We start from the raw sequence: 25,985 nt of genomic DNA on the forward strand, positions 1-25,985 counted from the left end.
CCGTGCAAATTCATTTTAACACTCTTCTTCCGCCCACACAAGAGCACACCTTACGGCCTTTCTCCAGCCCCTTAAAAGCTCCTCCCTTTTCTCCTGTGACATGGCGCGGTCAAAGACGGAGCCCATCTGCCAGTTTTCCCTGATCTCCTTTTGATCCTTCCAGTATCCTGCCGCCAGCCCTGCAAGGTATGCGGCTCCTAAGGCTGTGGTCTCTACGCAGCTTGGCCGCTGTACCTGAATCCCCAAAATATCCGCCTGAAACTGCATGAGGAAATCATTGGCGCTGGCCCCGCCGTCCACCTTCAGGCTTTTTAAGGAAATGCCGCTGTCCTGCTCCATTGCCCGGAGCACATCCGCTGTCTGATAAGCGATGGACTCCAGCGCGGCTCTGATAAAATGCTCCTTGGTACAAGCTCTGGTAATGCCTACAATGGTGCCTCTGGCATATTGATTCCAATAAGGGGCTCCCATTCCGGCAAAGGCCGGAACTATGTAAACTCCCGCCGTGTCTGCTGCCTGCATGGCATATTCCTGGGACTGAGGGGCCGTTTTTATCATACGCATACCATCTCGCAGCCATTGAATGGCCGCTCCTGCCACGAAAACGCTGCCCTCCAGAGCATACTGGGGTTTTTCGCTGCTGCCCGCCGCCATCGTAGTCAAAAGACCCGACTGAGACGCTATGGCCTGCCCTCCAGTGTGCATCAGCATAAAGCAGCCGGTTCCATAGGTATTTTTCACCTCTCCCCGGTCAAAGCAGCACTGTCCGAACAGAGCGGCCTGCTGGTCCCCTGCGGCGCCTGCAATGGGAATGGGGCCGCCCAGAACGGAGGGAGCTGTATACCCGTAAACATAGCTGGAAGGGTGTACCTGCGGCAGAAGGTTTTCGGGGATTCCAAAATAATCCAATATCTCCTGATCCCAGCAAAGCTTATGAATGTCATAGAGCATGGTTCTGGAGGCATTGGTAAAATCCGTCACATGAACGGCACCCTTAGTCAGATTCCAAATCAGCCAGGTGTCAACCGTGCCAAAAAGAAGCTCGCCCCGCTTTGCTCTTTCCCTGACCCCGGGAACCTCCTCCAGAATCCAGGCGATTTTGGAGGCGCTGAAATAGGCGTCTGGAATGAGCCCGGTACGTTCTCTGATCACCTGGTCAAAGCCATCCCGTTTCAGGGCTTCTATTTTGTCCGAGGTACGCCTGCATTGCCAGACAATGGCGTTGTAAACAGGTTCCCCGGTATTCTTGTCCCATAAAATCGTAGTCTCCCTCTGATTGGTGATGCCGATGCCCTCTATCTGTGCCGCAGACACTCCCAGCAGAGCCATACATTCCGTGGCAACTGCAAGCTGGGAGGACCATATCTCCATGGGATTGTGCTCTACCCAGCCCGGCTTGGGATAAATCTGGTTAAATTCCTTCTGAGACATGGAGCACACATTGCCTCTTTTGTTAAATAAGATACAGCGGGAGCTGGTTGTCCCCTGATCCAATGCCATAATATATTTTTCCATATGCAGATACCTCTCTAAATGTTACTCTATGCTCCTTGTGGCCACAATGTTTACGCCGGTACCAGCCACGTTCTCCAGCACCACATCCCCTGTCTTTATGGGCAGTGTAATTGTAACTCCGGACAGCTCCCTGATACATTCCATGATTTTCTCCTTTGGTATCTCCGAAGCCGTCTTTACCGGAACCATCTGACTGCGCCCTCCTGCCGCCCTGACGGTGGAGGTAACGATCCTGGTTGGGTTGGTGACCTCTTTTTCCCCATAGGCAGCTCCTCTTTGGCATCGGTTTCCCGTGACGGTCACCGTTCCTCCTTCCTTTTGGGAAACAGTAAGCTCACACCCTACGGGGCAGCAGATACAGGTAAGCTTTCTGCTCTCCGAAAGGCCTTTTTCCGTCTTGTTCTCCTTTTCCATTCCTTCCCTCATTTCCGCAGATAAGCCTGCTTTACATACTCCGCCGCAGATGCTCCCGCCCGGGCAGCCTCCTTGGACACCTGATCCACCAGCTCATGCACATGAAGCACATTCCCACAGGCAAACACTCCGGCCACACTGCATTCCAGGTCCTGACTCACCACAGGTCCGCCGGTCTTTACATCCATTTTCAGAGAAAGCTTTTCCGAAAGCTCATTTTCAGGAATCAGCCCGCAGGATAAAAGCAGCGTATCGCAGGATACCTCCCATTGTGTGCCTGGCACAGGGTTTCCCTTTTCATCCACCTTAGTCAGGGTCACTCCCTCCACTCTGTTTTTCCCGTGGATATTGCACACAGTGGTGTTCAAATACAAGGGGATTCCAAAATCCTCAAGACACTGCACAATGTTTCGCTTCAGCCCGCCGCTTTTGGAGCGCAGCTCCGCCACACAATGCACCTTTGCCCCCTCCAGCACCATTCTTCTGGCCATAATCAGCCCAATATCCCCGGAGCCCAAAATGACCACCTCTCTGCCGGGGAGCCTGCCTTCTATATTTACATAATACTGAGCCGTACCGGCGCTGTAAATGCCCGCCGGGCGGTATCCGGGGATGTTTAAGGCCCCCCTTGGCCGCTCCCTGCAGCCCATGGCCAAAATCACGCCGTCCGTGATAATTTCCAAAAGACCCTGGGACCGGTTCATAGCGGTCACCCGTTTTCTGCCGTCTGCAAGCAAGGCAATATCTGTCACAATGGTCTGCAGCAGACAGGGAATCCCCTCCTGCTTCACCATCTGGACGTACCTCTCCGCATATTCCGGCCCGGTAAGCTCCTCTTTAAAGGTATGGAGCCCGAAGCCATTGTGAATACACTGGTTCAAAATCCCCCCAAGGTCCCTGTCCCTCTCCAGTAAAAGCACCCGTCTGCAGCCCTTCTGCCATGCGCCTAAGGCTGCCGCAAGCCCGGCCGGTCCTCCGCCGATAATGACCAATTCTTCTGTGCGTCTGATCATGCCATCCCCCCTTTTGCTTCCTCCCAAAAGCTGTCCTTGTTATATCCGATGAGTATCTCGCTGCCCGGCTGCGCCTTTCTGATCAGAGAGGCATCCTCCTTCAGCTCTTCTGTCAGAATCTCCAGCACCTTAGGAGAACAAAAGCCTGACTGGCATCTTCCCATACCGGCCCTTGTACGCCGTTTAACGCCGTCCAGGGTGCGGGCTCCCAGGGGTCTGCGTATGGCATCCCTGATCTCCCCCTCCGTCACCAGCTCGCAGCGGCAGATCACATTGGCATAGGAAGGGTCCCTTTCGATCAACGCCTTTCGTTGGCTGTCAGAAGCCTCCGCCATACTGGGAATCCCCTTTCTGAAAGGATTAAAATTCTTCTTAGGCTTTGCAGGATAGGCTTCCCGGATGAGCTGCGCCACATATTCTCCGATGGCAGGCGCGCAGGAAAGCCCCGGGGACTCAATGCCCGCCACATCGTAAAATCCCGGCGCATCCTGAACCTGGCCGATTACAAAATCGCCTTCCCTGCCGCCTTCCTCCAAATGGGCGCGCAGTCCCGCAAAGGAAGTAATTACCTGTTTTTCATCCAGACTCTCCACACTGGCCTTCCCCTTTTCCAGCACCTGCTTGATTCCAGGGGCCGTAGTGTTGGTGCCTTCCTTGTCGGGAATATCCTCCGCATTGGGACCCACCAGAAGATTTCCGTGAACGGTTGGCGTTACCAGAATCCCCTTGCCCATTTTAGAGGGCAGTTGAAATACGGTGGATTGCACCAGGGAGCCGGATTTTTTATCAAAGAGGCAGTATTCTCCCCTCCTGGGCACGATTTTAAGCTTATATTCACTCACCATGTTGTGAAGAACATCGGCGTAAACTCCTGCTGCATTTACAACCACAGGCGCTGCAAAGGTCCTGCTTCCTGCTGAAATTTCATAGACAAAAGCCTCTGCCGGCTGCTTTGGCCCTAAGTATTGACGTCTGGCGATCCGGGTCACCTCATGAGAAAAATAAAAGTCCACTCCATTTTCCGCTGCATTTTCCGCCAGTGCAATATTCAATCCAAAGGGACACACAATGCCACCTGAGGGGGCATACAGCGCTCCTGCGATTTTCCGGGAAATTCCCGGTTCCCTTTCCCATACCTGAGCCGGAGTCAATATCTGAAGGCCTTTTACGCCGTTTTTCTCTCCCCGCTCTAAAAGCTCTCTAAGTCCCCCCAGCTCCTCCTTATGAAAGCAAAGCACCAGGGAACCGTTTCTTCGAAAGGGAAAATCCAGCTCCTTTGACAGGGCTTCCATTCTTTCGCTGCCCCAGACATTAAGCCTCGCCTTAAGGGTGCCGCTTGGGGCGTCAAAGCCGGCATGGACAATGCCGCTGTTTGCCTTGGATGTTCCCTCGCATACATCCGAAGCCCGTTCCAGCACGGCAATCCGCCTATTGTCCCTGGAAAGCTCCCTGGCAGCCGCGCAGCCGCTGACTCCCGCTCCAATGATAATAATGTCATACCGCTCCATAGAAATGCTCCTATACACAAAAGCGCCTGCCCTCACTTTGTTTATCGGTCTGCGGCAGACGCCTGTAAAATTCTCTATTTGATTTTTCCAAGTTTCCGGTTCCTAAATACTGCTTAAATCCGTCAGACTGCCTCCCTTAAGCTCCACGCAGGCTTTATCATTGACCTGAATCCATACGCTGAGAGCACCGGGGTTGTATACCAGTCCATAGTCCGCCGAAAATTTCAGATTCGCAGCCGCCTCCATATAGTCTATAATTTCTATATTTGTGGCATACCAGATATCGTCCCTTCCGCCCATATACCGGCAGAATCCCTCTATCACGTCCCAGTTATTTCTGTCGTCAAACTCATAGCTGTGTCCCCACACATACATCAGCTTCAAATACTGTCTCTTCTGAAAGCCCGCAAAGAATTCCGCAAGCTCCATCAGCTTTGGATCATCGTGATGACAGGTGGGATGCCACTCCATAGGATCCGAAGGCAGCGCAAAATCAGGAACGCTTTCCACCACTCTGGCATAGGCGATGCCCAGCTGGCGAAACAGCTGCTTGATCTGCTCATTATAGGAGCCGTTAGGGTAAGCATGTCCTCTGACCAGCTTTCCCGTGAGCTTTTCAAGCCCCTTTCTGTCCTCCAAAATCTCCTCTGCGGCCTCTGTAAGAGGACAGCGGGCAATGGTAGGATGGGTCATGGTGTGGGTGGCCACTTCATGTCCCTCATAAAGCTTTGCAATCCTGTCCGCCGGAATCCGGGGAGGATTCTCCATCAGTCCATAATTCAAGTTGAAGGTTCCCTTGATGCCATATTGGTTAAAAATACCCACAAGCCTCTCGTCCTGAACCTTGCCGTCATCATAGCTCATAGTGAGCGCCTTGGTCTTTCCCTGGGGAAAACAGGTGTAGATTTTCATAGCCATTACTGCCGCCTTTCTTTCGTATGTCTGATATGTTAGTTTTATTATACTGCCGGCAGTCCTGGGATGCAAGGGACAGTTCCGGACACGATAATAACTATTTAACTGCAGCAAAATCATTTTGTTATGAAATCTTGATAACAAATGCGTCATAAACCATATGCCGTCACCCTTGCAGGGGATGGACTTCATGAACTATGAAAGGAAAGGTTATCAGCCGGTATATGGTTGTTCAACTCTTATGCAGCCGCTGTTTTGAATAGACTGCGTCATTTTTAGAAAGAAGATATACACAATATTGGTTCATGCTGATACCTTCTCTCTTAGAATGCTCTGCAAGAGAACGATGCAGACTGCGAGGCATCCTTATCTTAAACTGACCGGAATACTCTTCCAAACTGTCCGGCTCATGTATTTCGATTCCTTCCTCAACTGCTGCTTCTAACCATGCTTTCTTAGCATCCATAGCATTTGAAATTGCTGATTCCATAGTTTCACCACAAGTAATACATCCCGGAAGTTCTGGAAAAGAAACTACAAATCCACCCTCGTCTTTATCTTCTACAATTTCCATACGATACTTCATTGCCATATAATCATTCAACGTTTTCATCATTGTTCGCCTCACTTTCCACAATCTGCTTTAACATTTCGACATATACCTTTTTGATTGGTTCGTGCTTAGGTATTGTAATCGGCTGGCAACCTGATTTTCTGAATGTATAAGGACTGCTTCCACCTTTTGGAGCATTCATTTTATATCCATAGCTTTCCAGCACCTCTGGTACGAGTTTTATAATTAGACCAATTTTCCATCTTCTTATAACCAAATATTTCCCGGTGCCTGACACCCATGTGGATTATCACATTCTGTTGCATTTCCTGTACTTCAATCGCTCCACCATATCTACTTTATTTTGTGTTATACTATTTTATAAGATGTTGCGGTCAAAAGGGGGTTCAGTCACAAATCGCCAGAATTGTTTGTCATCTGCAGGAGTCTTAGTTGCTCCTGGAATCGGCAAAGTTGCGTTGTGAGAAAAAAATCCGCTTGTTTGAGCGCAGCGAGTTCGGATTTTTTGGAACGCATCTAGCAAATTTGTCGATTCCTGGCGCAACTTGACTCCGAAGCCGCAAACAATGCTGACGATTTGCGACAGGGAGACCTTTTGACCATGACATCATCTTTTATAAGTTTTGAAAAAAAGCAGATTATCTTACGATAAGTGGAAATGTATAAAGTCCAAGATTAGGTAAAATTCGAATATTTCTTTTTTATCTCATGAATGCGTTTTAGGCACCTGGCTCCCTCTCCCCCAAGCTGCTCCGACACTGCTACCACAAGGGCATCCACTACAGCAGTGGCGGCAGTCATGGAATGATATTCCTTCTGAGGGCCCCGGTAGACATACAGGTTAATATCCGCCTGCTCCTCCAAAGGAGCATGGAGCCTGCCTGTAAACGCCAGGGTATCATATCCCGTCTCCTTGGCGCAGTCCAAAATGACCCGTCCCTCCCTGGAAAGCTTGGAGAAGGAAAATAGAATCACCAGATCGCCTTTTTTTGCCCGGGCAAGTCCCTCCGCAATCTCAGACCCGCCGGAGGGCAGCAGGGACACATCAAGTCCAAGGCGGCGCAGACGGAAAAAAAGCAGACCGGCAACAAAGGAGGAAGCGCTTTTTCCATGCACAAAAATGCGGTCTGCCTCCATGATTTTTGCCGCCGCCTTGCGAAATTCCTCTTCTGTAAGATGCTCCGCCGTCTTTTCCAGATATTGCTGCTGCCTGAAAAGATACCCTGACAGAGAAAAGCCCTCCTCCTGCAGAAGCGTACCCGCCAGCTTGGCTGCCGGTCCCTCCCCATGATTCTGGCTGATTACAAGGGATTTCAGGGCCTTAAAGTCCCCGCAGCCGGTATGTCTGGCAAATCTGGAAATGGTGGCCTGGGATACTCCCAGCTGCTCCGAAAGCTGTCCGATGGTCATAAAAAGAAATTCTTCCCGGTGGCTCTCTATAAATTCCAGAATCTTCTGTTCTGCCGCTGTAGGATTCTCTATAGGACAGGGAAACTGAATACACATAACGTCAGGCTCCTTTTCTTCTGTTTCATGCAAAGACTTTATTACATCATACCACACTCTGCATGGAAAGTTCCACCTCTATGGAGGTCTGTCCCCCCGTTTCCCCAAAAAAACTTTTGCGCTCTTCACTTCTCCTCCCAAGAAGCACCGACACATAATCCCCTCCCAGCCTGTGTATTTCCTTTAAGGAGCGCTTTAAAAGCTCCGCCGTCTTTACCTGAAAGGCCGCAGAATCCGAGACCTGGATGGAATAGCTGCCTTTCTTCATTTCTTCATAAAGCTCCTGTACCGTGACACAGGTCTTTGCAAATTCTGTTTTAATACACCCGTATTGTACCGCCTGATGGGTATCGCTCCCCCCTGCCACAGGCTTGCCCAGTGCCTTAGCCAGTCCATAGGTCAGCCTTTCGGTTTTCTCCCTGTCCAAGGCCACATCCTTGCCGTTCAGATCAAAGAAGTGAAAGCGTTCCAGCTGCTTTGCAGGAAGCTCGGGGATATGTCCCCCTGGCCGAAAAGGATGGGCTCCCCCCACCAGCACCGGATATTTTTCAAAAAGATTCATCAGCTTTTCAAAAGGCAGAAAGCTCCCCCTTTCCTTGTGGGGAGAAAGCCGCCTGTTCAACTCCAATATGGCCTCCAGGGGACCTATGGAAAGTATGTGTCCTCCCTCCGCTATATCCGTCTCCATGCCGGGAAAAACACGCAGCCCTTCAAACAAAAGAGTCTCTCCCTCCCTGACGGAGTTTTCACCAATATAGCGGTATACCTGCTCAAAGCCGTCGGTATTAAAATGCTCCGTGAGGCAAAGGGCATCCAGCCCGGCCTGCTTTGCCTCGGAAAACAGCCAATGGGTATACTCCTTGGAAAAGGGCAGCTTTTTTGCAAGCTTTCCGTGTGTGTGAAAATCAATATACAATGAAATCTCCTTTCCGCCGCAGCCATACAGTCTCTTAAATCAGCGCGGACACAAACAAAACCACAGCCACCCACAAAAAGGAAGCCGCCAGAAAGATTAAGTCCTCCCAGGTAACCTTAAGTGAGGCAAGCTTCATCCTGCGCACCTCCTTGTTTACCGCCGCATAGCGGTAGCCCCTAAGCTCCAATGCCTCCACGGTGGTCCGGGAACGCTTGGCCGTGTTGAGCATCAGGGGATAAAAGGCGTGGATCACGATTTTTACCTGATAAATCAAATACTTTATTTTCCCAGGAAGGGTATCGTGGGCCGGAGGCAGGCCGCGCAGCCTGTAAGAAAGCAGCACGTTCTGAAATTCTTCCATCAGCATGGGAAGCATTCTGTACGCATAGGAAATAGAAAAAGAAAGCCGTTCCGGGCATCCATACCACATAAGTCCGTTGGAAAGCCTGTCAGGGTCCAGACCGGAAAAAACGGTGACAGAAGCAAGGGAAACAGTAGCCACCTTAAGGGTCAATATCAGTAAAGGCGCCACAGCTGAGGCGTCCCCTCCGAAAATCCATGTGACAATCAGAAGATATCCGGTCTGAGAAAACACTCCCAGCCCAAAGAGAAAGAGCACCAGCCCCGCCACTCTGGCCAGAGCCGTGGATACCGCCACCAGCAAAAAGCAGCCCAGCAAAAAGGGCACGTCGTTCACAAACCACGGCACCAGGCCGAAAAACAGATACCACGCCAGCAGGATTCTCGGGTCCAAAGCCGCGATCACCGTATCGTCATTTCCATAAGCATTTTTCAGCACCTGATTGCGCAGAAAATCCATAGAAAATTTATCCAATATATTTTCCGATAATTTATTCATTAATTTTTCCATTTTAACTCCAATCCAAAAGCCTGTGCCAAAAATCTAAGCTACAAGGTAAAGGCCTCCACAAATTCATCCACCGTGTAGCACAAGGCTCTTTCGTCAAGTGCCTGGCCCATGGTAAATATCTCCGGCGGACGTATTCCCACCCGCTCTGTGATCTCTTTGTTTCCAAACACTTCATTTCGCGAACCGTCCGCTGCAACCTCTCCCTGAGAAAGCACCACAATCCGCTCAGCCCATTCGCTGACCAGCTGCATATCATGGGTGGCAATCATAACCGTGCTGGTAATGCCCTTTATTTCCGCAAGCATCCGCATGATTTCTTTTCTAGTGGCAATATCCAGGTTTGCCGTAGGTTCATCCAAAAGAAGAATTTCCGGCTGCAGTGCAATGCCGATGGCAAGACTGGCGCGCCGCATCTGCCCCCCGGACAGAAGCCTCCCGTCCCGGCCTGCAAGATCGGTCAGCCGGAAACGCTCCAAAAGAGCCTGAGTCCTTTCTTCCCAATCCTTGACGCCGCGCACCTGCATGGCATAGGCGATATCACTTTCAATGGAATCCTTGATAAACATTTCTTCCGGATTTTGATAGACCAGCGAAATCTGCCCGGAAAGCTGTTCCGGTTTGATCTCTTTGTGCAAAACCCCGTTTATCGCCACGCTGCCCGAGGATGGCTTTATAAGGCCCGTCATCAGCTTCATCAGCGTGGATTTTCCCGCGCCGTTGGAACCGATCAGGGCAATTTTTTCCCCGGGATACACCGTAAGGTTTAAAAAATCAAAAACCTTGCGGGGCTCTCCCTTCACGGACCGGTAAAACACGCTCACATCCTGGAAGCGCACAGCAGGCGTTTCCCGGCTTTTTTTGTTTTCCTCCCTAGTCTTTTCCGCACCGTCCTTCTCTCCCCGAGCCTCCTCTTTTGACATGGACCTAAGCTGCAGGCCGCCGAAGGTCTTTTTCCCCTCCTCCACTGTCACAGGAAGCGGTCCGCCAGAGGATATTACTCCCTCCTGGCGCAGTCTGTGTGCCGCGATGGTAACCTGGGGCGGGAAAATATTGCACGCCTGGAGCTCTTCTACTCTCCCCAGCGCCTCTTTTGCAGGCAGCTTCCAGGCAGCCCTGCCGTCCTTTAACAGCAGAACATTCTTACAATAATCCGCTATGTATTCTGTGTGATGTTCTATGACAATGATTGTTTTCCCATAACTTTGATTCAGCTCCTTCAGCACCTCATAAATGCAGTCCGCATGGGCCGGATCCAGCTGTGCGATAGGCTCATCCAAAATCAAAATCTCCGGTTCCAGGGCAAGGGCTCCAGCCAGCGCCAGAAGATGCGTCTGTCCGCCGGAGAGCTGCCAGATATAATCCTTCTCCCGTCCCTTCAATCCGCATCTTTCCAGTGCCCTCCTTCCTCTCTCTTCATAATCCGCCATGCCGTAATTCATACAGGCATAGGATGCGTCGTCCAAAGCCGTAGGCCGCACGATCTGATTTTCAAAATCCTGATATACATACCCAACCTTACGGGCCAGGGTTCCCACATCGGCATCCAGCGTATTTTCTCCGTCGATCATAACGCTTCCCGAAAAGTCTCCTGTGATAAAATGGGGAATCAGGCCGTTTAACACCTTGCACAAAGTAGACTTCCCGCAGCCGTTGTTTCCAACAACTGCGAGAAAATCTCCTTTTTCAATGGAGAGATTTATATGGGAGAGCACTGGTTTGTCCTCCCCCGGATAGGTATAGGTCAACTCCTTGATTTCTACTATGTTCATCTTCTCAAACTGCCTTACTCTTCATCTCGCCTTTTTTTCTCAGCACCAAAAGCGCTCCAAGAAGCACTGCTGCCGCTGCAATCATAGCCGCTGCAAAGGCTGTGCCGCTCTCTGCCCAGCCGGCCTCCCAGTCAATGAGCTCAAAACCGCTTGTGGCAAGCATTTCCGCTGCGATGGCACACACAAAGAACACCACACACAAAACCACCGCCTTAGGAGAGATTCCTGCCGCCGTATCTTTCGTCCGAGGTTTTGCGCCCAAAAGAGGCTCTATCTTACCGTAAAGCTTGGGTACAAGATAAAGTGTGGGCAGCAGACAGAACAGAATTCCCGAAAACAGGAAGTCGTTTAAGAAAGCAAAGCCCTCCGTGGCAAATACGCTCTCCGGCAGTCCTGCCACTGCTTCAAAATCCTCTACAGCAAACTGCACCTTTAAGATATCCACCACAGTGCCCATCAGAAGCTGCGCTCCCGTCCCCACCATGGCTGCAATACCCACCATGGTTCTGTTTTTGGGATTTTTCACCAGACATCCGGCAATATATACGCCGATGGTCACCGTTATAAACTTTTCCAGCTCACCCAGGCCGCCAAACTGCCCCAGCATGATCTCACTGAATACCAGCTCTCCCGTAGCCGCTCCCAGCGCCGCCGAAAGCGGGTCAAAAAGCATTGCCAGGGTAAGAGGGATAAAAAGGAAAAACTCAACGGAAAATTCTACAATCCCCACCTGAAATTTGGGGATAAGCTCGGTAAATAAGGTGGCAAGTCCATACAGGGACATGGACAGCACGAATACCATCAGTTTCTGCGACTGCGAAGCAGCCTGTTTCTGTGTTGTTGTCATTTTCTTTCCTCCATACAAATCCATACTTTTTATTGCATAAATCTATCATACTGCCTCACTTGTAAATTTTTCTATCATCTAATCGTAAAATGAAAGTAAAGTTTCATTTTACTGCAGGCACGATAAAATTAGTATCGTGCAGTTTCTGCTGTTGCACTTTCCCCAGCTTTCAGATAATATTGTGATAAGCGCTAAAAATGGAAGAAGCACCAATGACAGAAGGGAGTATTTTTATGTTTACAGATTCATTCCGCAATCGGAAAAATGGATTTGAAACCATGGGAAGCAGCACAGACGGGGGAAAGAATAGCCGTTCTTCAGGAAACGGCGCCGCCTTTAAAATTGCAGCGCTCATCATAGGCGTAATCATTATCGCTTTCCTGGCATTCAATTCCGCTTATCAAATCAGAGAGCAGGAGGAGGCCGTGCTGATCACGCTGGGCAAGGCCCAGGCAGTGACGGATCCGGGACTGCACTTTAAGATACCCTTTATTCAGCAGGTAAGAAAGGTAAACACCACCATACAGGGATTTGCCATCGGCTACTCCACCGACTCCAACGAGACGCAGGAGGCGGAATCCCTCATGATTACCTCAGATTATAATTTTGTGAACGTGGATTTCTTTGTAGAATACCGTTTCAGCGATCCCGTAAAGGCCGTATTTGCCTCCAGAGACCCGGTAGATATCCTTAGAAATATCAGCCAGAGCTGTATCCGGACGGTAATCGGCAGCTATCCTGTGGATGACGTGCTCACCACGGGAAAAAATGAGATACAGTCCGCTATCAAGGAAATGATTATTGAACGTCTTGAGGAGCAGGATATCGGCATCCAGCTGGTAAACATTACCATTCAGGATTCCGAGCCGCCCACCGCAGAGGTGATGGAAGCCTTCAAGGCCGTGGAAACGGCCAAGCAGGGAAAGGAAACAGCTCTGAACAACGCAAACAAGTACCGCAATGAGCAGATTCCCCAGGCACAGGCCAGAGCGGACGGCATTATCAAGGATGCGGAAGCGCAAAAAACGGAACGCATCAACGAAGCCGCCGCTCAGGTAGCCCGCTTCAATGCCATGTATGAAGAATACATTAAAAATCCTGCCGTGACAAAGCAGCGTATGTTTTATGAGACCATGGAGGAGGTGCTGCCTGATCTGAAGGTGATTATCGAAAGCCCAAACGGCGATCTGCAGACCATCTATCCGCTGGAGTCCTTTGCCTCTTTTAGCGCGGACACCCAGACAGACCAGACCCAGAGCTCTTCCCAGACTGCAGCCCAGTCAGCGGGCAGCACAAATGAATAGGAGGTTTTGACAGCGTATGAAAACCATGAAAAAAATATTGCTGGCGGTAATTCTGCTTGCCGCTCTTGCGGCCGGCGCTTCCAGCATTGTAATCACAAATGAAAATGAGTACAGTCTAGTGCGCCAATTCGGCAAGGTAGATCATGTGGTGGACCAAGCCGGGGTAAGCTTCAAAATCCCTTTCGTTCAGAGTGTGGATAAGCTGCCCAAGGAGACGCTTCTTTATGACCTGCCCTCCTCGGACGTGATCACAAGCGATAAAAAGACCATGATCTGTGACAGCTATATCCTATGGCACATCACAGACCCTTTAAAGTTTGCCCAGACCTTAAATTCCTCCATCACCAATGCGGAGAACAGGCTGGACACCATTGTATACAACTCCACCAAAAACGTAATCAGCAGCAACACCCAGGACGACGTGATCTCTGGACGTGACGGAGAGCTCTCTGCCGCCATTGTGGAAAATATCGGGGACACCTTGGATCAATACGGCATAGAGCTTTTATCCTTCGAGACCAAGCAGCTTGATCTGCCCAGCGACAATAAGGCCGCAGTCTACGAACGTATGATATCCGAGCGGGACAATATTGCCGCCACCTATACCGCGGAGGGAAGCTCCGAGGCGCAGATCATCCGCAACACCACGGACAGAGAGGTTTCCGTAATGCTTTCCGAGGCAGAAAAAAATGCAGAAATCCTGATTGCCGAGGGAGAGGCGGAATACATGCGCATTCTGTCCGAGGCCTATTCCGATGTTTCCAAGCAGGATTTCTACTCCTTTGTGCGAAGTCTGGACGCCTTAAAGGTTTCCATGGAGGGAGGAAACAAGACGGTAATCCTCTCGCCCGACTCGCCCATCGCCCAGATTTTTTACGGAAGCGCAACGCCTTAGTCTTTATTTCAGGATTTCGTCGATCCTTCTTCGCTCCTCCTCAGAGAAGTTCGCAGCATGGACAATCCCGATATTGTCCATGATCTGCGATACCTTGGAGGCGCCGATCAGCACACTGGTAATGTCCCCGTCCCGCAATATCCAGGACAGCGCCATCTGAGCCAGAGTCTGGCCTCTCTGCCCAGCAATCTCATTCAAAGCCCGTATCTTTTCTAAGGTCTCCGGATTGACTGCACTTTCCTTTAAAAAGCGCCCATCCCTCCGAATGCGGCTGTCCTGTGGTATGCCGTGCAGATATCGGTCCGTCAAAAGTCCCTGGGCCAGAGGGCTGAAGGTAATGATGCCGATGCCGTTCTTTGCCGCATAATCCTTCAGTCCGTCCTTTTCGATGTCTCTTACAAACATGGAATATTTTCTCTGGTTTATGATAAAGGGCGTCCCCAGCTCCTTAAAAATGCCCAAGATCGCTATGGTCTGTTCCTTATTGTAATTGGAGATTCCAATATACAGGGCCTTTCCCTGTCGCACAATGCCGTCCAAGGCTCTTGCGGTCTCCTCCAGGGGCGTGTCCGGGTCAGGTCTGTGGTGATAGAAAATGTCCACATATTCCAGTCCCATACGCTTAAGACTCTGATCCAGGCTGGCAACCAGGTATTTTTTGCTTCCCCAGTTGCCATAAGGGCCCGGCCACATCTCATAGCCCGCCTTTGTGGCGATCACAAGCTCGTCTCTGTAGGCTCCCAGCCCTCTTTTCAAAATACGTCCGAAATTTTCTTCTGCAGCTCCCGGCTGGGGTCCGTAGTTATTGGCCAGATCAAAATGGGTAATGCCGTTGTCAAAGGCCGCCCGGCACATTTCCTCCATGGTGTCAAAATTGCCATTGGAGCCGAAATTATGCCAAAGCCCCAGAGAAACCGCCGGCAGCAAAAGTCCGCTTGCCCCGCAGCGGTTATACTTCATCTGATCATAACGTTGTTCCTTCGCAATATACATATGAACTCCTTTCTGAAGCGCCGCCATTTTACATTCAGGCCACGCTTTTTTTCCTTCCAGCCCTCACCCGCAGCTTGCTGAACAGCAGATAATACACAGCAAAGAGAATGCTGGTCACTGTCCAGGTAAGGGGATAGCTGAACATAATATTATAAATATCCCGGCGCAGAGGAACCACTGCCACAATCCACAAAATCCGCAGCACACATACGCCCAGACAGGACAGCAGCATGGGAATCCAGCAGTCGCTGACTCCCCGCAAGGCTCCCGACAATATTTCTATGGCCACATAGGTTACATAAAAGGGCACCAGATACCGAAGCATTTCCACACCGATCCTGGTCACCTCCGGGTCCGTGGTAAAAAGGCTGTAAAAATAAACGCCAACATAATACAGCAAGACCGAGAGCACCACTGTACTGCCAAAGCTCATGCCCAGACACACTCTGACACCCTTCCGCACCCGGTCATTTTTACCTGCGCCGTAATTCTGCCCCGCAAAGGTGGTGACCGCTATGCCGAAGGCATTGATAATCATCCAGTATACGCTGTCAATCTTGCTGTAGGCAGTCCATGCCGCCACCGTGTCCGTGCCCAGAGAGTTTACACTGGCCTGAATGATCAGGTTCGACACACTATACATAATGGACTGCAGGCCTGCCGGAAAGCCAATACGGATAATCCGCACAAACATTCTGCCGTCAAACCGGATTTTTTTCAGCTCCAGCCGGTACATGTCCCGGGTTCTCATGAGCACCGCAATCACAAGCACCGCACTCAAAGCCTGGGAGATAATGGTGGCAAGAGCCGCTCCCGCCACTCCCATGTGAAAGCCCACCACAAAAAGAAGGTCCAGCACAATGTTTGTCATGCAGCTTGCAATGAGAAAGTACAAAGGCCGCTTGGAGTCCCCCACGGCGCGCAGAATCCCCGCTCCCATATTATAAATCAGATTGCCGGTAAGCCCTGCAAAATAGATGCTGATATAGGTTATGGAGGGAGCCATCACATCCGCCGGCGTGTCCATGGCCCTAAGAACCGACGGCGCCGCCGCAATCCCCACCACCGTCATCACCACTCCCGCCGCCAGGCTGAAGGCAATGGCGGTGTGCACCGCATAGCTTACCATCTCTTCTCTTTTTGCGCCGTAATACTGGGAAATCACCACCGTAGCGCCGCTTGAAAGCCCCACAAAAAAGCCCACCAGCACCTGTATAATAGTGCCGGTGCCGCCGCCTACTGCGGAAAGGGCCTCCTTTCCCACAAACCGGCCCACAATCATGGCGTCCGCCGCATTATAGAGCTGCTGAAAAAATGTACCGAATAAAATAGGGAAAAAGAAGAGGAGCAACTGTTTCCAGATAACTCCTTCCGTGATCTTGTTTTCGCTTCTGCCGGTAAATTTATTTTCTTCTGTATTCATGAAACACAAACCCTTCCATGCTTTACTTTCATCTCTGTCAGCATTGTAGCATTTCCCGTCTGCTTTTACAAGTACGCTTTTATAAGTATGTTTTTTCCATCCGAAGATAGCGCTGCCCGTCCAGCTCCACAGTCTCCATCTCCCGAAAGCCAAGACGGCTGCAGAGCCTTCTGGAGGCGTTGTTTTCCGGACAGACCATGGCGTTCACCTTCTGAAAGCCCAGCCGTTCCCTCCCATATCTCAACACAGCCTGACAGACCTCAAAGGCAATGCCCTTTCGCTGCCAGGGCACGCCAATCACAAAGCCAAGCTCCGGTTGTGCAAAGCCCGCCCGGTAAGAAAAGCCTGCCCGGCCAATCACATCCCCCGTTTCCCGCTCTGTCACAGTCCACACTCCAAAGTCATAAAAGGCATAGACCTTTTGGGCGTACTCTCTCACATACTGCTTTTCCTGCTCCACCTGGGGATACAGACCCTCCGTATACTTTGTAATGGAAGGATGGCTGTAAATCTCATAGAAGGCATCCACATCCTCCGGCGTTGTCTCTCGAATCAGGCATCTTTCCGTGGTCAGAATTTCCCAGGGAAGCCCCACAAGCCTCCGATAGACTCTCTCAAAATACTGTACATCCATCTCCTGGGGCTCTTCCATGGCATACTTAAGGCCGGAGAAATCCTCCCCGCCGTTTTTTTCATGAAAATAGGCCAAAACCGGAAGCCCCAGGGAGGAAAGCTTTCCTGCAGCAGCTCCGCTGTCCGTAATCCACAGCATTCCTGACACATCCTTAGGTTCAAAGACTTCTGCCCTTTGACCGGCCTGTCCCTCCTTTTGGGGCCTAATACACTCTGCCGTAAGCTCTATACCCGCTTCCTGCAGCTTCCCTTTCAGTGTGAAAAGCTTGTCTTCACAGGTCTTTTCCTGCAATAAGACCCGTATTTTCTGTAAATAATTCATATGAACGGCTTTCTCCTCTTTACGTTCCCGCCAGTTTCGGTTACAATACCCTGTGGAATTGTATCATTTTATCTAATTGCTAAGTAATTGCGAAACTTACTTCTTGGTATCAGAAACTGGGCGTAATAACCAAAATAAGGGTGACTAGCCACTGCTTCGGAACCCGTTTTTGGTTATTATGACCAGGTTCGTGAGTTTGCCAGCGAGTTTCGCAATTACCTATATCTAATTACATGAGAAAGGAAACGATTATGGCAAAAAATCCTGTTGTCACCATCACAATGAGAGGCGGAGATGTGATCAAGCTGGAGCTTTATCCGGAAATTGCTCCCATCTCCGTAAACAATTTTTTAAGTCTGGTTCAGAAAAAGTTTTATGACGGCCTTATTTTCCACCGGGTCATCCGTGGCTTTATGATCCAGGGTGGCTGTCCTGAGGGCACCGGAATGGGCGGTCCCGGCTACTGCATCAAGGGGGAATTTGCGCAAAACGGCGTGGAAAACTCCTTAAAGCATACTGCCGGCGTTTTGTCCATGGCAAGAGCCATGGCTCCCGACTCCGCAGGCTCCCAGTTTTTCATCATGCATCAGGACGCTCCCTACTTAGACGGCAGCTATGCAGCCTTTGGCAAGGTGATCCAGGGAATGGATGTGGTGAACAAAATTGCGGAAACAAGCACGGATTACTCCGACAGACCTTTAGAGGAACAGGTCATGGAGACCGTTACGGCGGAAACCTTCGGCGAGACCTATCCCGAACCGGAAAAGCTGCCCCGATAGGCGTTCATATTTTGTTTACAATTCATTCAAGATTTTTTTAATTCCCCATCATGCTTTAGACATTTCTATCTCCTATACTATAACCATAAGATAAAGATATCACAAACGCCTATCACAGTTAATTGTTTATCAAAATAACTTTTTCATAATAAATGCCAGGGAAAGCAGTTCCCTGGCATCCTCCCTTTTCAGGGGAAATTTATGCTTTTCCAACAGAACCAAACAGCTCCATTTTCTCCTTTACAGTAGCCTTGATGGCTTCTGCACCCGGCGCAAGAAGCTTTCTGGGATCATATCCCTTACCCTGTTTGTCCTTGCCCTCCTCAATATACTTGCGGGTAGCCTCCGCAAAGGAAAGCTGGCATTCAGTGTTTACATTGATTTTTGCAACACCCAGGCTGATGGCCTTTTTAATCATATCCTCAGGAATTCCCGTTCCGCCGTGAAGCACCAGGGGAAGCTCTCCCGTAAGCTGCTGCACTGCATCCAGCGTCTCAAAGCTTAAGCCTTTCCAGTTTTCCGGATATTTTCCATGAATGTTTCCAATGCCTGCAGCCAGAAAATCTACGCCCAGATCAGCAATGGCCTTGCACTCATTGGGGTCTGCGCACTCGCCCATGCCTACTACGCCGTCCTCTTCGCCGCCGATGGAGCCCACCTCTGCCTCGATGGAAACTCCTTTGCCGTGGGCAGCCGCCACAAGCTCCTTGGTTTTCTCCACATTCTCCTCAATGGGATAGTGGGAGCCGTCAAACATAATGGATGAAAATCCGGCCTCAATACATTTATAGCAGCCCTCAAAGCTGCCGTGATCCAGATGAAGCGCCACGGGCACATCAATATCCAGGTCCTTAAGCATACCGTTTACCATGCCTACTACCACATGATAGCCGCCCATGTACTTTCCCGCCCCCTCGGACACACCGAGAATCACAGGGGATCTGCATTCCTTTGCAGTCAGCAGAATGGACTTTGTCCACTCCAGGTTGTTGATGTTGAACTGGCCTACGGCGTAATGTCCCGCCTTTGCCTTCTTCAGCATTTCTGTTGCAGATACTAACATATTCATACCTCCATACTGATTCATAATGTGAAAATAGCTTGTCTTTCGTTTTCAATATAACACAAAACGAAGCAAAAGGAAAGAAATTCTAGCTTTCAAAGTCTTGATTTGCTCCCACAAAGGAATTTCCCTCCCCTGCTGCGCTGGAAAGCTCTCCAAACTGCACCAGCTCCTCCCCGCAAAACACCAGCTCCCCAATATCTCCTTCCTTCACCCTGTCATACACAGACCGGGAGGTCACAAGCTCATATTTCTGCCCTTTTTTCTCTTCATTTTCCAAAAGCAGCTTGTACAGCTTCCCTTTTTCGGCAAGGCCGGACTCCACCTGCCCGCTCTGGGCAAAAACCGTCTGGCTGCAGTAGTCTGTCTCAAGTTTGGACAAGATTCTGGCTTTTTCTACCTTTACCGTCCTGCTTCCCCGCTTTTTCCATGCTCTCCCAAGGAGCCAGATCATATATGCAGCGATACACAATCCAAAGCATATTGCCAGCACATTCTCCACCAGACTAAATTCCATTGCATTTACGTTCATGCAGCGCCTCCCTTCCCACAAAAAACATCCCTCTTATTACATAAACAGGATAGCATAGAAAAGGAGGAACCGGCAACCTTTATTTCCCAGCCCGCGCCTCGGGAAGGGCCGTCCGTATCAGAATTTCTTTTTGTCTGTTTTCAATCTCCACCAGGGTATGGCTGCCGCCGTACTCCCCATCCCTGGTCCAGGCTACCTTTTCCGGGGATTCAAAGGTAACCCTGCTTGTGCGAAAGCAGTACATGGCATCCGTATCAATATCCCGGTTTAAAAGAGATACCATAATATTATTCAGCTCAATGGGGTTTTTAGGCTTTTTAATCAAGGTCACCTCAAACACCCCGTCGTCCAGCTTGACATTTTTCCCCGTAATCCGTTTAAAGCCTCCCACGGAAACGGAATTCGTCACCATGCCGAACATAAATTCATCCTCAATCACCTGATCCTCCCAGCTCACCTTCATGGAATAGGAGCGCACTGCGGGCAGGCGTTTCATTCCCTCCAGCAGATAAGCCATATGACCCAGCAGATTTTTCATATCCTGCCCCGTCTCATAGGACACATCCGTAAACAATCCAAAAGCAGCAATATACACGAACACATCCCGGTTAAAGGCTCCGATATCACAGGGGAAATTTCTCCCCTCCACGATCACCCGAGCAGCCTTCACCATATTTTTGGGAAGGGCCAGACTTCCTCCGAAATCATTGGTGCTTCCTGCGGGAATATAACCAATGGGAGTGCGGAAGCCGCTTTTTATCATGCCGGTCACCACCTCATCCAGAGTGCCGTCTCCTCCGCTGCACACAATCAGGTCATATTGATCCTTTCTTCCCGCTACCAGCTTTACGGCGTCTCCCCGTTTCTGGGTGGGGCAGATTGTGATCTCATAGCCGGCCTTTTCAAACACATCCAGAATATCCGCAAGCTTGCTTCTAATCTGGGCCTTTCCAGCCTTTGGATTGTATACAAAGAGAATTTTTTCCATAAATACCTTCCCTTCCGCCGAAACGGACGTTTCTTTTTCGCTAGCTCAAAAGGCGGAACCAACAGATGGACTCTATTGTTCCCGCCTCTTTGTATATGCCTATGACTTGCTGTCCGTTTAAAAGACAGCTTTCCCTTTTGAAAGGAATCTTCAAGCCACGCCGCTTAAAAATTTCTCAATTCCGTCCACTGCAGTTTTCTCGTCCACGCCTTCTGCAGTTACCACCAGCTCTTCACCGTTTTGCAGCCCGAGAGCCATCATTCCCATAATGCTTTTGGCGTTAATCCGCTTCTCGTTGCACTCAATGTAAATGGTGCTGTCATACTTGCTGGCCTCCTGTACCAGCAGTGCCACGGGCCTTGCCTCCAGCCCGTTTTCCAATTTGATCTGGATGCTTTTTTTTGTCATAATTTTTCCTCCTCTTTTTACGTCCTGATTCAGATGGTTATTTTATCCTGATTCTTTCAGCAATCTCACTGAGTTTCCGCAGTCTGTGGTTCACGCCGGATTTTCCTACCGGCGGTTCCAGATATTCCCCCAGCTCCTTTAAGGGGGCATCCGGGTTTTCCAGGCGGACCTCTGCCATCTGTCTCAAATTATCCGGCAGATTTTGAAAACCATAATGATCCCTGATATATTCGATATCTTCAATCTGTCTGGCGGCAGCGTTCACCGTCTTGGTAATATTGGCCGCCTCACAATTTACTCTTCTGTTGATGGAATTGCGCATCTCTTTCAGTATGCGCAGATTTTCCAGCTTCATCAGGGATACATGGGCTTCACAGACATTTAAAAGATCCACAATGCCTGAGCCCTCCTTCAAATAAACGACGTAATACTTCTTCCGAAGCACAATTTTTGCATCTATATCAAATCCCTGTATCACACTCTGCAGTCTCTTTGCCTTCTCCTGGGTTGTGCAGACAAATTCCATATGATATCCCTTTCTGGGATCGCTTATGGAACCAATGCTTAGGAAGGCTCCTCTTAAAAATGCTCTCTGACAGCAGGAATTCTTGATCAACAGATGACTTACGGGTTCCTCCAGGTTTCCCAGCTTGGATAAAAGCTCCTGCATCTGCTCTTTACTGATTCCAGCACCAGTATCTATATTATATGTTTTTTTCAATAATGTAAAGCCTTTTCTTCGGGCGGCTTCATTTTCCATCTGAAATCCGATGGTATAATTGCCCTCACTATCACGCCCATATTGACCGCAGTAGTTCATCATGGCCGCAAGCTCTGCAATCTGACAGTGCCTCGCCGGACTGATGTGTCTTGCCAGCTCCTCTTTTACCTCGCCTGAAAATGACATGAATTTTAAACTCCCTGAGAGACAACATCACGGTGATACAGCTTCATTCCATAGCTTCCCTTGTCCTTCATGCGCTTGTACAATTCATTGGCAAGGGTAACGCTTCTATGCTTTCCTCCGGTGCAGCCGATAGCAATCACCAGACGATATTTTCCCTCCTTCACATAATTAGGGATGAGAAAGGCTATCATATCAATAAGTTTTTTCATAAACTCTTCCGATTCCGGAAACCCCATGACATATTCCTGCACTTCCCTGTCATTTCCCGTTTTGCTCTTTAATCCATCCACATAAAAGGGATTGGGCAGGAACCGCACGTCAAACACCAAATCTGCATCCGCCGGAATCCCATGCTTAAAGCCAAAGGACATGACCGTTATCATGAGACTATTATATTCCTTGTTCCTGATAAAAATACGATCTAATTCTTCCTTTAGTTCTCTTGTGAGCAGATTGGAGGTGTCGATCACATAATCCGCATTTCTGCGGATGGTCTCCAGCACCTTTCTCTCCCGGCGCACACCATCCTCCACTCTGCCGTCCTGGGACAGGGGATGCACACGCCTGGTTTCCTTATATCTTTTGATCAACGCATTTTCATCCGCATCCATGAACAATATTTCAAATTTGTAGCCCTTTTCTTTCAGGCCTTCCAAAATCCTGGTGACATCCTCAAAGGACTGATCCGCACGCACATCCAGCCCCAGCGCCACCTTGCTGCTCTCACTGTTTGGCATGGCAATCAGCTCCACAAATTTCTCAATCAGAGAAACCGGGAGATTGTCCACGCAGTAATACCCTGCGTCCTCCAACATTTTCAGCGCCGTACTCTTTCCTCCGCCGCTCATGCCTGTCACTACAACAAATCTCATAGTCCTTAAAATCTCCCCAAAAATACGATCTCAGGCTGCAGCTCCACATGAAATATATCCTTCACGCGCTCTCTTATCTCATCCACTACATCCTTTACGTCTGCTGCCGTTGCCCTTCCTGTGTTCACTACAAAGCCACAGTGTTTGTCTGACACTCTGGCCCCTCCGATCTGAAAGCCCCTCAGACCCGCCTTCATAATCAGCTCACCTGCAAAATACCCCTCCGGACGCTTAAAGGTGCTTCCCGCACTGGGATATTCCAAAGGCTGCTTTTCCCTTCTTCTGGCTGCAAGATCCTCCATTTTCTCCTGAATAAGCTGCCTGTCTCCGCCCTCCAGCTCAAAGGCCACCTCTGTTACCACAAAGGGATGGTTTTTTATGGTGCTGATCCGGTAGCCAAATTCCATGGATTCGTTATCCAGGATCAGCACTTCCCCGTCGCGGCTTGTCACAGTGACCTCTGCAACCACCTGGCTCATTTCTCCCCCGTAGGCGCCCGCGTTCATCACAACGCCGCCTCCCACAGTGCCCGGTATGCCGCAGGCAAACTCCAATCCCGTAAGCCCATGCGCAAGAGCCGCCTTTGCCACCTGGGAGAGCAGCGCTCCCGCCCCTGCAATCATACGGCTTCCTTCCACCCTGATCTGGCTCATTTTTCTGCCGATCTGCAGAATCACACCCCTGTAGCCCTCATCGCTTACCAATATATTGCTGCCGTTACCCAGAATAAAAAAGGGTTCCTCTATGGCAGTCAGATATTTCTGCACCTTTAAAAGCTGCTCCTTATTTTCCAGCTCGATGAAGCAATCAGCTTCCCCTCCGATGCGAAAGGTCGTGTGCTCCGACATCCGTTCCCTCAGCCGGATGTTCTCTGACGGTACAAAGCCTTTTAACGCCTCAAGTGCTGCTTCACTGATCATAAATCTATCTTCTTTCTATGCTTGTTTTCTTATTGAAACATCAATTTGAACCATCAATGCAGAATCAGACCGGCCGCGCCGTAAATTCCGGCGTCATTTCCCAGGGTGGCCAGAACAAATTTTGCATTCCTGCAAGGCGCATAGGCATACTTCTCAAAGCAGGGACGGATATAAGTAAAAAGAATTTCCCCAGCCTTGGAAACGCCTCCCCCGATTACAAAAGCCTCGGGGTTGACCACACCTGCCACCGCCGCCAGGCCCTTTCCCAGATAATCACCGAATTCCTCCGCAATTTCCACTGCAACCGCATCCTTTTCCTTGACAGCGTCAAAAACAGACTTTGCGCTCACCTTGTCGTTGCGGAGAATACTGGGCGTATCGTCCTTGGCAAGACGTCTCTTTGCCAGACGCACCAGCCCCGTTGCGGAAGCATACTGCTCCAGGCAGCCCTTGTTTTTGCAGTTACAGCATTCGGTTTCATTGTCCTCGATATGGATATGCCCGATTTCGCCGCCTGCGCCGTTTGCTCCTGTCACAATCTGCTCGTTTACAATAATGCCGCCGCCCACTCCGGTTCCCAGCGTCACTAACACCATATTTTTGTAGCCCTTGCCTGCGCCCATCCACATTTCTCCAAAAGCCGCAGCATTGGCATCGTTCACCGCCTTTATGGGTACATTAAAGTATGCTCTCATCTTCTCAGGAATAGAAAAGTCGCTCCAGCCCAGGTTCACCGAGCTGCCCACCAGATTTCCCTCACTGTCATATGCCCCCGGCGCGCCAATGCCGATGCCCGCCAGATCAGCTTCCGAGATTTGTCTCTCCTGCATTTTTGCCAGAATGCTCCTTGCCGTATCCGGCAGAATCCCGGCTCCTGCGTTCTCTTTATTGGTGGGAATCTCCCACTTTTCCAAAAGCTGTCCCTCTGCGTCAAACAGCCCCAGCTTTACCGTTGTGCCGCCAACATCCACTCCAAAAGCGTATTTTCCCATCTGTCAATCCTCCCCATCCTCTTCTCTTTTTCTGGCCAGAGAATTCTGTACTCTGGTGTACAGCTCCTGCGCCGCATTATACCCCATCTTTTTCTGGCGATGATTCGCAGCCGCAGACTCGCAGATGATGGCGAGATTTCTCCCGGGACGTATGGGAATATTATGACAGACAATTTTATTGCCCAGATATTCCGTGTAATTTTCCTCCAGACCCAGTCTATCGTATTCCTTATCCTTATCCCAGTCCTCCAGGCGGATCACCATATCCACCTGCTGTGTATCCTTCACGGAGGATGCGCCGAAAAGCGCCTTCACGTCCACAATGCCTATGCCTCTTAACTCAATGAAATGCTTCGTGATATCGGGGGCAGAACCGATCAGCGTGTCGTCGCTTACCTTGCGCAGCTCCACCACATCGTCCGTCACAAGCCGGTGCCCTCTTTTTACCAGCTCCAAGGCTGCTTCAGATTTCCCGATGCCGCTTTCCCCTGTGATCAGCACGCCCTCGCCATATACGTCCACCAGTACGCCGTGGACGGAAATGCAGGGAGCCAGCTTTACATTCAGCCACCTTATGATCTCCGCCATAAAGGACGATGTAGTCTTTTTGGTGGACAGAAGGGGTACATGATGCTCCAGGGCCGTCTCCAGAAAAATAGGGTCTGGCTTCATTTCCCGGCAGAACACAATACAGGGAATATCATAGGTCATAAGTTCCCCGTAAATCTCCCGCTTGCGTTCCTCACTGAGGCTCTCCATGTAAGTATATTCCACAAAACCGATAATTTGCAGTCTTGCGGCGTCAAAATGCTCAAAATAGCCTGCCATCTGCAGCGCCGGGCGGTTGATATCAGGCTGCGTGATACGGATGCTGGTTACGTCAATCTCCGGTGTGAGATTTTCCAGCTTCATCTTTTCAATAATTCGGGTTAAGCTGACACTTGCCATAGGATCGATCTCCTTTTTCTTTTCACATTAGTTTGATTGTAACACAAGGCGGCAATTATGGGAAGAGCTTATATTCGCTATCCAGGGTTGTTTCATGAACTATTCATGAGCAGCACTACCTTTTATAATCTTATTATTACATCCCCATATCGTTTCTG

General features: G+C 49.9%; 25 protein-coding genes and 2 pseudogenes. 3 read left to right on the forward strand and 24 right to left on the reverse strand.

What is annotated here, in order from left to right; all coding sequences use genetic code 11:
• Positions 1-15 precede the first annotated feature (15 nt).
• From glpK to SHK35_RS06310, 12 genes and pseudogenes are all read right to left on the reverse strand, one after another.
• Positions 16-1,515: a glycerol kinase GlpK gene (gene glpK, locus SHK35_RS06255; protein ID WP_318709116.1), complete on the reverse strand. Its 1,500-nt coding sequence runs from the start codon at positions 1,513-1,515 to the stop codon at positions 16-18.
• A gap of 21 nt (positions 1,516-1,536) precedes the next feature.
• Positions 1,537-1,929, reverse strand: coding sequence for a DUF1667 domain-containing protein (locus tag SHK35_RS06260; protein ID WP_318709118.1), 393 nt, complete (start codon positions 1,927-1,929; stop codon positions 1,537-1,539).
• 29 nt (positions 1,930-1,958) lie between these two features.
• Positions 1,959-2,942, reverse strand: a pseudogene (locus tag SHK35_RS06265) (NAD(P)/FAD-dependent oxidoreductase); the annotation flags it as partial.
• Positions 2,939-4,450, reverse strand: a complete 1,512-nt coding sequence (locus SHK35_RS06270; RefSeq protein WP_318702706.1) for an NAD(P)/FAD-dependent oxidoreductase — start codon at positions 4,448-4,450, stop codon at positions 2,939-2,941. The gene SHK35_RS06270 and the pseudogene SHK35_RS06265, both read right to left, overlap by 4 nt.
• A gap of 102 nt (positions 4,451-4,552) precedes the next feature.
• Positions 4,553-5,368 carry a polysaccharide deacetylase family protein gene (locus SHK35_RS06275; protein WP_330628644.1) on the reverse strand — a complete coding sequence of 272 codons (816 nt, stop codon included), beginning with the start codon at positions 5,366-5,368 and terminating at the stop codon, positions 4,553-4,555.
• A 229-nt stretch (positions 5,369-5,597) separates the two neighbouring features.
• Positions 5,598-5,978, reverse strand: coding sequence for a type II toxin-antitoxin system HicB family antitoxin (locus tag SHK35_RS06280; protein WP_318709134.1), 381 nt, complete (start codon positions 5,976-5,978; stop codon positions 5,598-5,600).
• Positions 5,962-6,147, reverse strand: a pseudogene (locus tag SHK35_RS14180) (toxin HicA); the annotation flags it as partial. The pseudogene SHK35_RS14180 and the gene SHK35_RS06280, both read right to left, overlap by 17 nt.
• Positions 6,148-6,614: 467 nt before the next feature.
• Positions 6,615-7,445 (reverse strand): MurR/RpiR family transcriptional regulator, encoded by an 831-nt coding sequence (locus tag SHK35_RS06290; protein ID WP_318702705.1) that lies wholly within the window; start codon positions 7,443-7,445, stop codon positions 6,615-6,617.
• A gap of 46 nt (positions 7,446-7,491) precedes the next feature.
• Positions 7,492-8,361: a PHP-associated domain-containing protein gene (locus tag SHK35_RS06295; RefSeq protein ID WP_318702704.1), complete on the reverse strand. Its 870-nt coding sequence runs from the start codon at positions 8,359-8,361 to the stop codon at positions 7,492-7,494.
• Positions 8,362-8,395: 34 nt separating this feature from the next.
• On the reverse strand, positions 8,396-9,232 hold the full coding sequence (locus SHK35_RS06300) for an energy-coupling factor transporter transmembrane component T family protein (RefSeq protein ID WP_318702703.1): 837 nt from the start codon (positions 9,230-9,232) through the stop codon (positions 8,396-8,398).
• Between the two features lie 38 nt (positions 9,233-9,270).
• Positions 9,271-11,001, reverse strand: a complete 1,731-nt coding sequence (locus tag SHK35_RS06305) for an ABC transporter ATP-binding protein (protein WP_318709119.1) — start codon at positions 10,999-11,001, stop codon at positions 9,271-9,273.
• Positions 11,002-11,005: 4 nt separating this feature from the next.
• Positions 11,006-11,848 carry a cell division protein FtsQ gene (locus SHK35_RS06310; protein ID WP_318702700.1) on the reverse strand — a complete coding sequence of 281 codons (843 nt, stop codon included), beginning with the start codon at positions 11,846-11,848 and terminating at the stop codon, positions 11,006-11,008.
• Positions 11,849-12,081: 233 nt separating this feature from the next.
• Here SHK35_RS06310 and hflK point away from each other — a divergent pair, with 233 nt between their 5' ends.
• Together hflK and hflC are read left to right on the forward strand one after the other, a co-directional pair.
• Positions 12,082-13,152: an FtsH protease activity modulator HflK gene (gene hflK, locus SHK35_RS06315; RefSeq protein WP_318702699.1), complete on the forward strand. Its 1,071-nt coding sequence runs from the start codon at positions 12,082-12,084 to the stop codon at positions 13,150-13,152.
• A 16-nt stretch (positions 13,153-13,168) separates the two neighbouring features.
• The gene (gene hflC, locus SHK35_RS06320) at positions 13,169-14,047 is read left to right on the forward strand and encodes a protease modulator HflC (RefSeq protein WP_318702698.1); all 879 of its coding nucleotides are present in this window, start codon (positions 13,169-13,171) and stop codon (positions 14,045-14,047) included.
• A gap of 3 nt (positions 14,048-14,050) precedes the next feature.
• Here the strand turns inward: hflC and SHK35_RS06325 are convergent, their stop codons facing one another.
• The 3 genes from SHK35_RS06325 to SHK35_RS06335 all read right to left on the reverse strand — a co-directional run bounded on the left by SHK35_RS06325 (position 14,051) and on the right by SHK35_RS06335 (position 17,418).
• Positions 14,051-15,040 (reverse strand): aldo/keto reductase, encoded by a 990-nt coding sequence (locus tag SHK35_RS06325; protein ID WP_318709121.1) that lies wholly within the window; start codon positions 15,038-15,040, stop codon positions 14,051-14,053.
• Between the two features lie 34 nt (positions 15,041-15,074).
• On the reverse strand, positions 15,075-16,463 hold the full coding sequence (locus SHK35_RS06330; RefSeq protein WP_318709122.1) for an MATE family efflux transporter: 1,389 nt from the start codon (positions 16,461-16,463) through the stop codon (positions 15,075-15,077).
• Positions 16,464-16,542: 79 nt separating this feature from the next.
• Positions 16,543-17,418 carry a GNAT family N-acetyltransferase gene (locus tag SHK35_RS06335; RefSeq protein ID WP_318709124.1) on the reverse strand — a complete coding sequence of 292 codons (876 nt, stop codon included), beginning with the start codon at positions 17,416-17,418 and terminating at the stop codon, positions 16,543-16,545.
• Positions 17,419-17,669: 251 nt separating this feature from the next.
• Between SHK35_RS06335 and SHK35_RS06340 the strand changes: the two genes are divergently transcribed.
• Positions 17,670-18,197 carry a peptidylprolyl isomerase gene (locus SHK35_RS06340; RefSeq protein ID WP_318704960.1) on the forward strand — a complete coding sequence of 176 codons (528 nt, stop codon included), beginning with the start codon at positions 17,670-17,672 and terminating at the stop codon, positions 18,195-18,197.
• A gap of 199 nt (positions 18,198-18,396) precedes the next feature.
• Here SHK35_RS06340 and fba read toward each other — a convergent pair whose 3' ends face one another.
• The 9 genes from fba to hprK all read right to left on the reverse strand — a co-directional run bounded on the left by fba (position 18,397) and on the right by hprK (position 25,827).
• On the reverse strand, positions 18,397-19,260 hold the full coding sequence (fba, locus tag SHK35_RS06345) for a class II fructose-1,6-bisphosphate aldolase (RefSeq protein ID WP_318709126.1): 864 nt from the start codon (positions 19,258-19,260) through the stop codon (positions 18,397-18,399).
• Between the two features lie 88 nt (positions 19,261-19,348).
• Positions 19,349-19,792 carry a hypothetical protein gene (locus SHK35_RS06350; protein WP_318709127.1) on the reverse strand — a complete coding sequence of 148 codons (444 nt, stop codon included), beginning with the start codon at positions 19,790-19,792 and terminating at the stop codon, positions 19,349-19,351.
• Positions 19,793-19,871: 79 nt separating this feature from the next.
• The gene (locus SHK35_RS06355) at positions 19,872-20,780 is read right to left on the reverse strand and encodes a diacylglycerol/lipid kinase family protein (protein WP_318709128.1); all 909 of its coding nucleotides are present in this window, start codon (positions 20,778-20,780) and stop codon (positions 19,872-19,874) included.
• A 150-nt stretch (positions 20,781-20,930) separates the two neighbouring features.
• A complete protein-coding gene (locus tag SHK35_RS06360; RefSeq protein WP_318704964.1) occupies positions 20,931-21,188 on the reverse strand; it encodes an HPr family phosphocarrier protein in 258 nt (85 codons plus the stop codon).
• A gap of 37 nt (positions 21,189-21,225) precedes the next feature.
• Positions 21,226-22,095, reverse strand: a complete 870-nt coding sequence (gene whiA / locus SHK35_RS06365; RefSeq protein ID WP_318704965.1) for a DNA-binding protein WhiA — start codon at positions 22,093-22,095, stop codon at positions 21,226-21,228.
• Positions 22,096-22,100: 5 nt separating this feature from the next.
• Positions 22,101-22,967 carry an RNase adapter RapZ gene (gene rapZ / locus SHK35_RS06370; protein ID WP_318704966.1) on the reverse strand — a complete coding sequence of 289 codons (867 nt, stop codon included), beginning with the start codon at positions 22,965-22,967 and terminating at the stop codon, positions 22,101-22,103.
• Between the two features lie 5 nt (positions 22,968-22,972).
• Positions 22,973-23,887, reverse strand: coding sequence for a UDP-N-acetylmuramate dehydrogenase (murB, locus tag SHK35_RS06375; RefSeq protein WP_318709129.1), 915 nt, complete (start codon positions 23,885-23,887; stop codon positions 22,973-22,975).
• 53 nt (positions 23,888-23,940) lie between these two features.
• Positions 23,941-24,879, reverse strand: coding sequence for an ROK family glucokinase (locus SHK35_RS06380; RefSeq protein ID WP_318709130.1), 939 nt, complete (start codon positions 24,877-24,879; stop codon positions 23,941-23,943).
• Between the two features lie 3 nt (positions 24,880-24,882).
• Positions 24,883-25,827, reverse strand: a complete 945-nt coding sequence (gene hprK, locus SHK35_RS06385) for an HPr(Ser) kinase/phosphatase (protein WP_318709132.1) — start codon at positions 25,825-25,827, stop codon at positions 24,883-24,885.
• Between the last annotated feature and the right edge of the window lie 158 nt (positions 25,828-25,985).

The sequence above is a fragment of the Candidatus Acetatifactor stercoripullorum genome, from assembly GCF_944382095.1.
GTDB lineage: Bacteria > Bacillota > Clostridia > Lachnospirales > Lachnospiraceae > Acetatifactor > Acetatifactor stercoripullorum.

What these genes read in the sequence shown, in the direction of transcription:
- whiA (WP_318704965.1), bottom strand. Translation starts at nt 22,095, where the DNA reads ATGTCATTTTCAGGCGAGGTAAAAGAGGAGCTGGCAAGACACATCAGT.
- hflC (WP_318702698.1), top strand. Translation starts at nt 13,169, where the DNA reads ATGAAAACCATGAAAAAAATATTGCTGGCGGTAATTCTGCTTGCCGCT.
- SHK35_RS06275 (WP_330628644.1), bottom strand. Translation starts at nt 5,368, where the DNA reads ATGGCTATGAAAATCTACACCTGTTTTCCCCAGGGAAAGACCAAGGCG.
- SHK35_RS06305 (WP_318709119.1), bottom strand. Translation starts at nt 11,001, where the DNA reads ATGAACATAGTAGAAATCAAGGAGTTGACCTATACCTATCCGGGGGAG.
- SHK35_RS06325 (WP_318709121.1), bottom strand. Translation starts at nt 15,040, where the DNA reads ATGTATATTGCGAAGGAACAACGTTATGATCAGATGAAGTATAACCGC.
- SHK35_RS06360 (WP_318704964.1), bottom strand. Translation starts at nt 21,188, where the DNA reads ATGACAAAAAAAAGCATCCAGATCAAATTGGAAAACGGGCTGGAGGCA.
- SHK35_RS06310 (WP_318702700.1), bottom strand. Translation starts at nt 11,848, where the DNA reads ATGACAACAACACAGAAACAGGCTGCTTCGCAGTCGCAGAAACTGATG.
- SHK35_RS06300 (WP_318702703.1), bottom strand. Translation starts at nt 9,232, where the DNA reads ATGGAAAAATTAATGAATAAATTATCGGAAAATATATTGGATAAATTT.
- hflK (WP_318702699.1), top strand. Translation starts at nt 12,082, where the DNA reads ATGTTTACAGATTCATTCCGCAATCGGAAAAATGGATTTGAAACCATG.
- SHK35_RS06340 (WP_318704960.1), top strand. Translation starts at nt 17,670, where the DNA reads ATGGCAAAAAATCCTGTTGTCACCATCACAATGAGAGGCGGAGATGTG.
- glpK (WP_318709116.1), bottom strand. Translation starts at nt 1,515, where the DNA reads ATGGAAAAATATATTATGGCATTGGATCAGGGGACAACCAGCTCCCGC.
- rapZ (WP_318704966.1), bottom strand. Translation starts at nt 22,967, where the DNA reads ATGAGATTTGTTGTAGTGACAGGCATGAGCGGCGGAGGAAAGAGTACG.
- SHK35_RS06355 (WP_318709128.1), bottom strand. Translation starts at nt 20,780, where the DNA reads ATGGAAAAAATTCTCTTTGTATACAATCCAAAGGCTGGAAAGGCCCAG.
- SHK35_RS06290 (WP_318702705.1), bottom strand. Translation starts at nt 7,445, where the DNA reads ATGTGTATTCAGTTTCCCTGTCCTATAGAGAATCCTACAGCGGCAGAA.
- fba (WP_318709126.1), bottom strand. Translation starts at nt 19,260, where the DNA reads ATGTTAGTATCTGCAACAGAAATGCTGAAGAAGGCAAAGGCGGGACAT.
- SHK35_RS06380 (WP_318709130.1), bottom strand. Translation starts at nt 24,879, where the DNA reads ATGGGAAAATACGCTTTTGGAGTGGATGTTGGCGGCACAACGGTAAAG.
- SHK35_RS06330 (WP_318709122.1), bottom strand. Translation starts at nt 16,463, where the DNA reads ATGAATACAGAAGAAAATAAATTTACCGGCAGAAGCGAAAACAAGATC.
- SHK35_RS06270 (WP_318702706.1), bottom strand. Translation starts at nt 4,450, where the DNA reads ATGGAGCGGTATGACATTATTATCATTGGAGCGGGAGTCAGCGGCTGC.
- SHK35_RS06335 (WP_318709124.1), bottom strand. Translation starts at nt 17,418, where the DNA reads ATGAATTATTTACAGAAAATACGGGTCTTATTGCAGGAAAAGACCTGT.
- murB (WP_318709129.1), bottom strand. Translation starts at nt 23,887, where the DNA reads ATGATCAGTGAAGCAGCACTTGAGGCGTTAAAAGGCTTTGTACCGTCA.
- SHK35_RS06350 (WP_318709127.1), bottom strand. Translation starts at nt 19,792, where the DNA reads ATGAACGTAAATGCAATGGAATTTAGTCTGGTGGAGAATGTGCTGGCA.
- hprK (WP_318709132.1), bottom strand. Translation starts at nt 25,827, where the DNA reads ATGGCAAGTGTCAGCTTAACCCGAATTATTGAAAAGATGAAGCTGGAA.
- SHK35_RS06280 (WP_318709134.1), bottom strand. Translation starts at nt 5,978, where the DNA reads ATGAAAACGTTGAATGATTATATGGCAATGAAGTATCGTATGGAAATT.
- SHK35_RS06260 (WP_318709118.1), bottom strand. Translation starts at nt 1,929, where the DNA reads ATGGAAAAGGAGAACAAGACGGAAAAAGGCCTTTCGGAGAGCAGAAAG.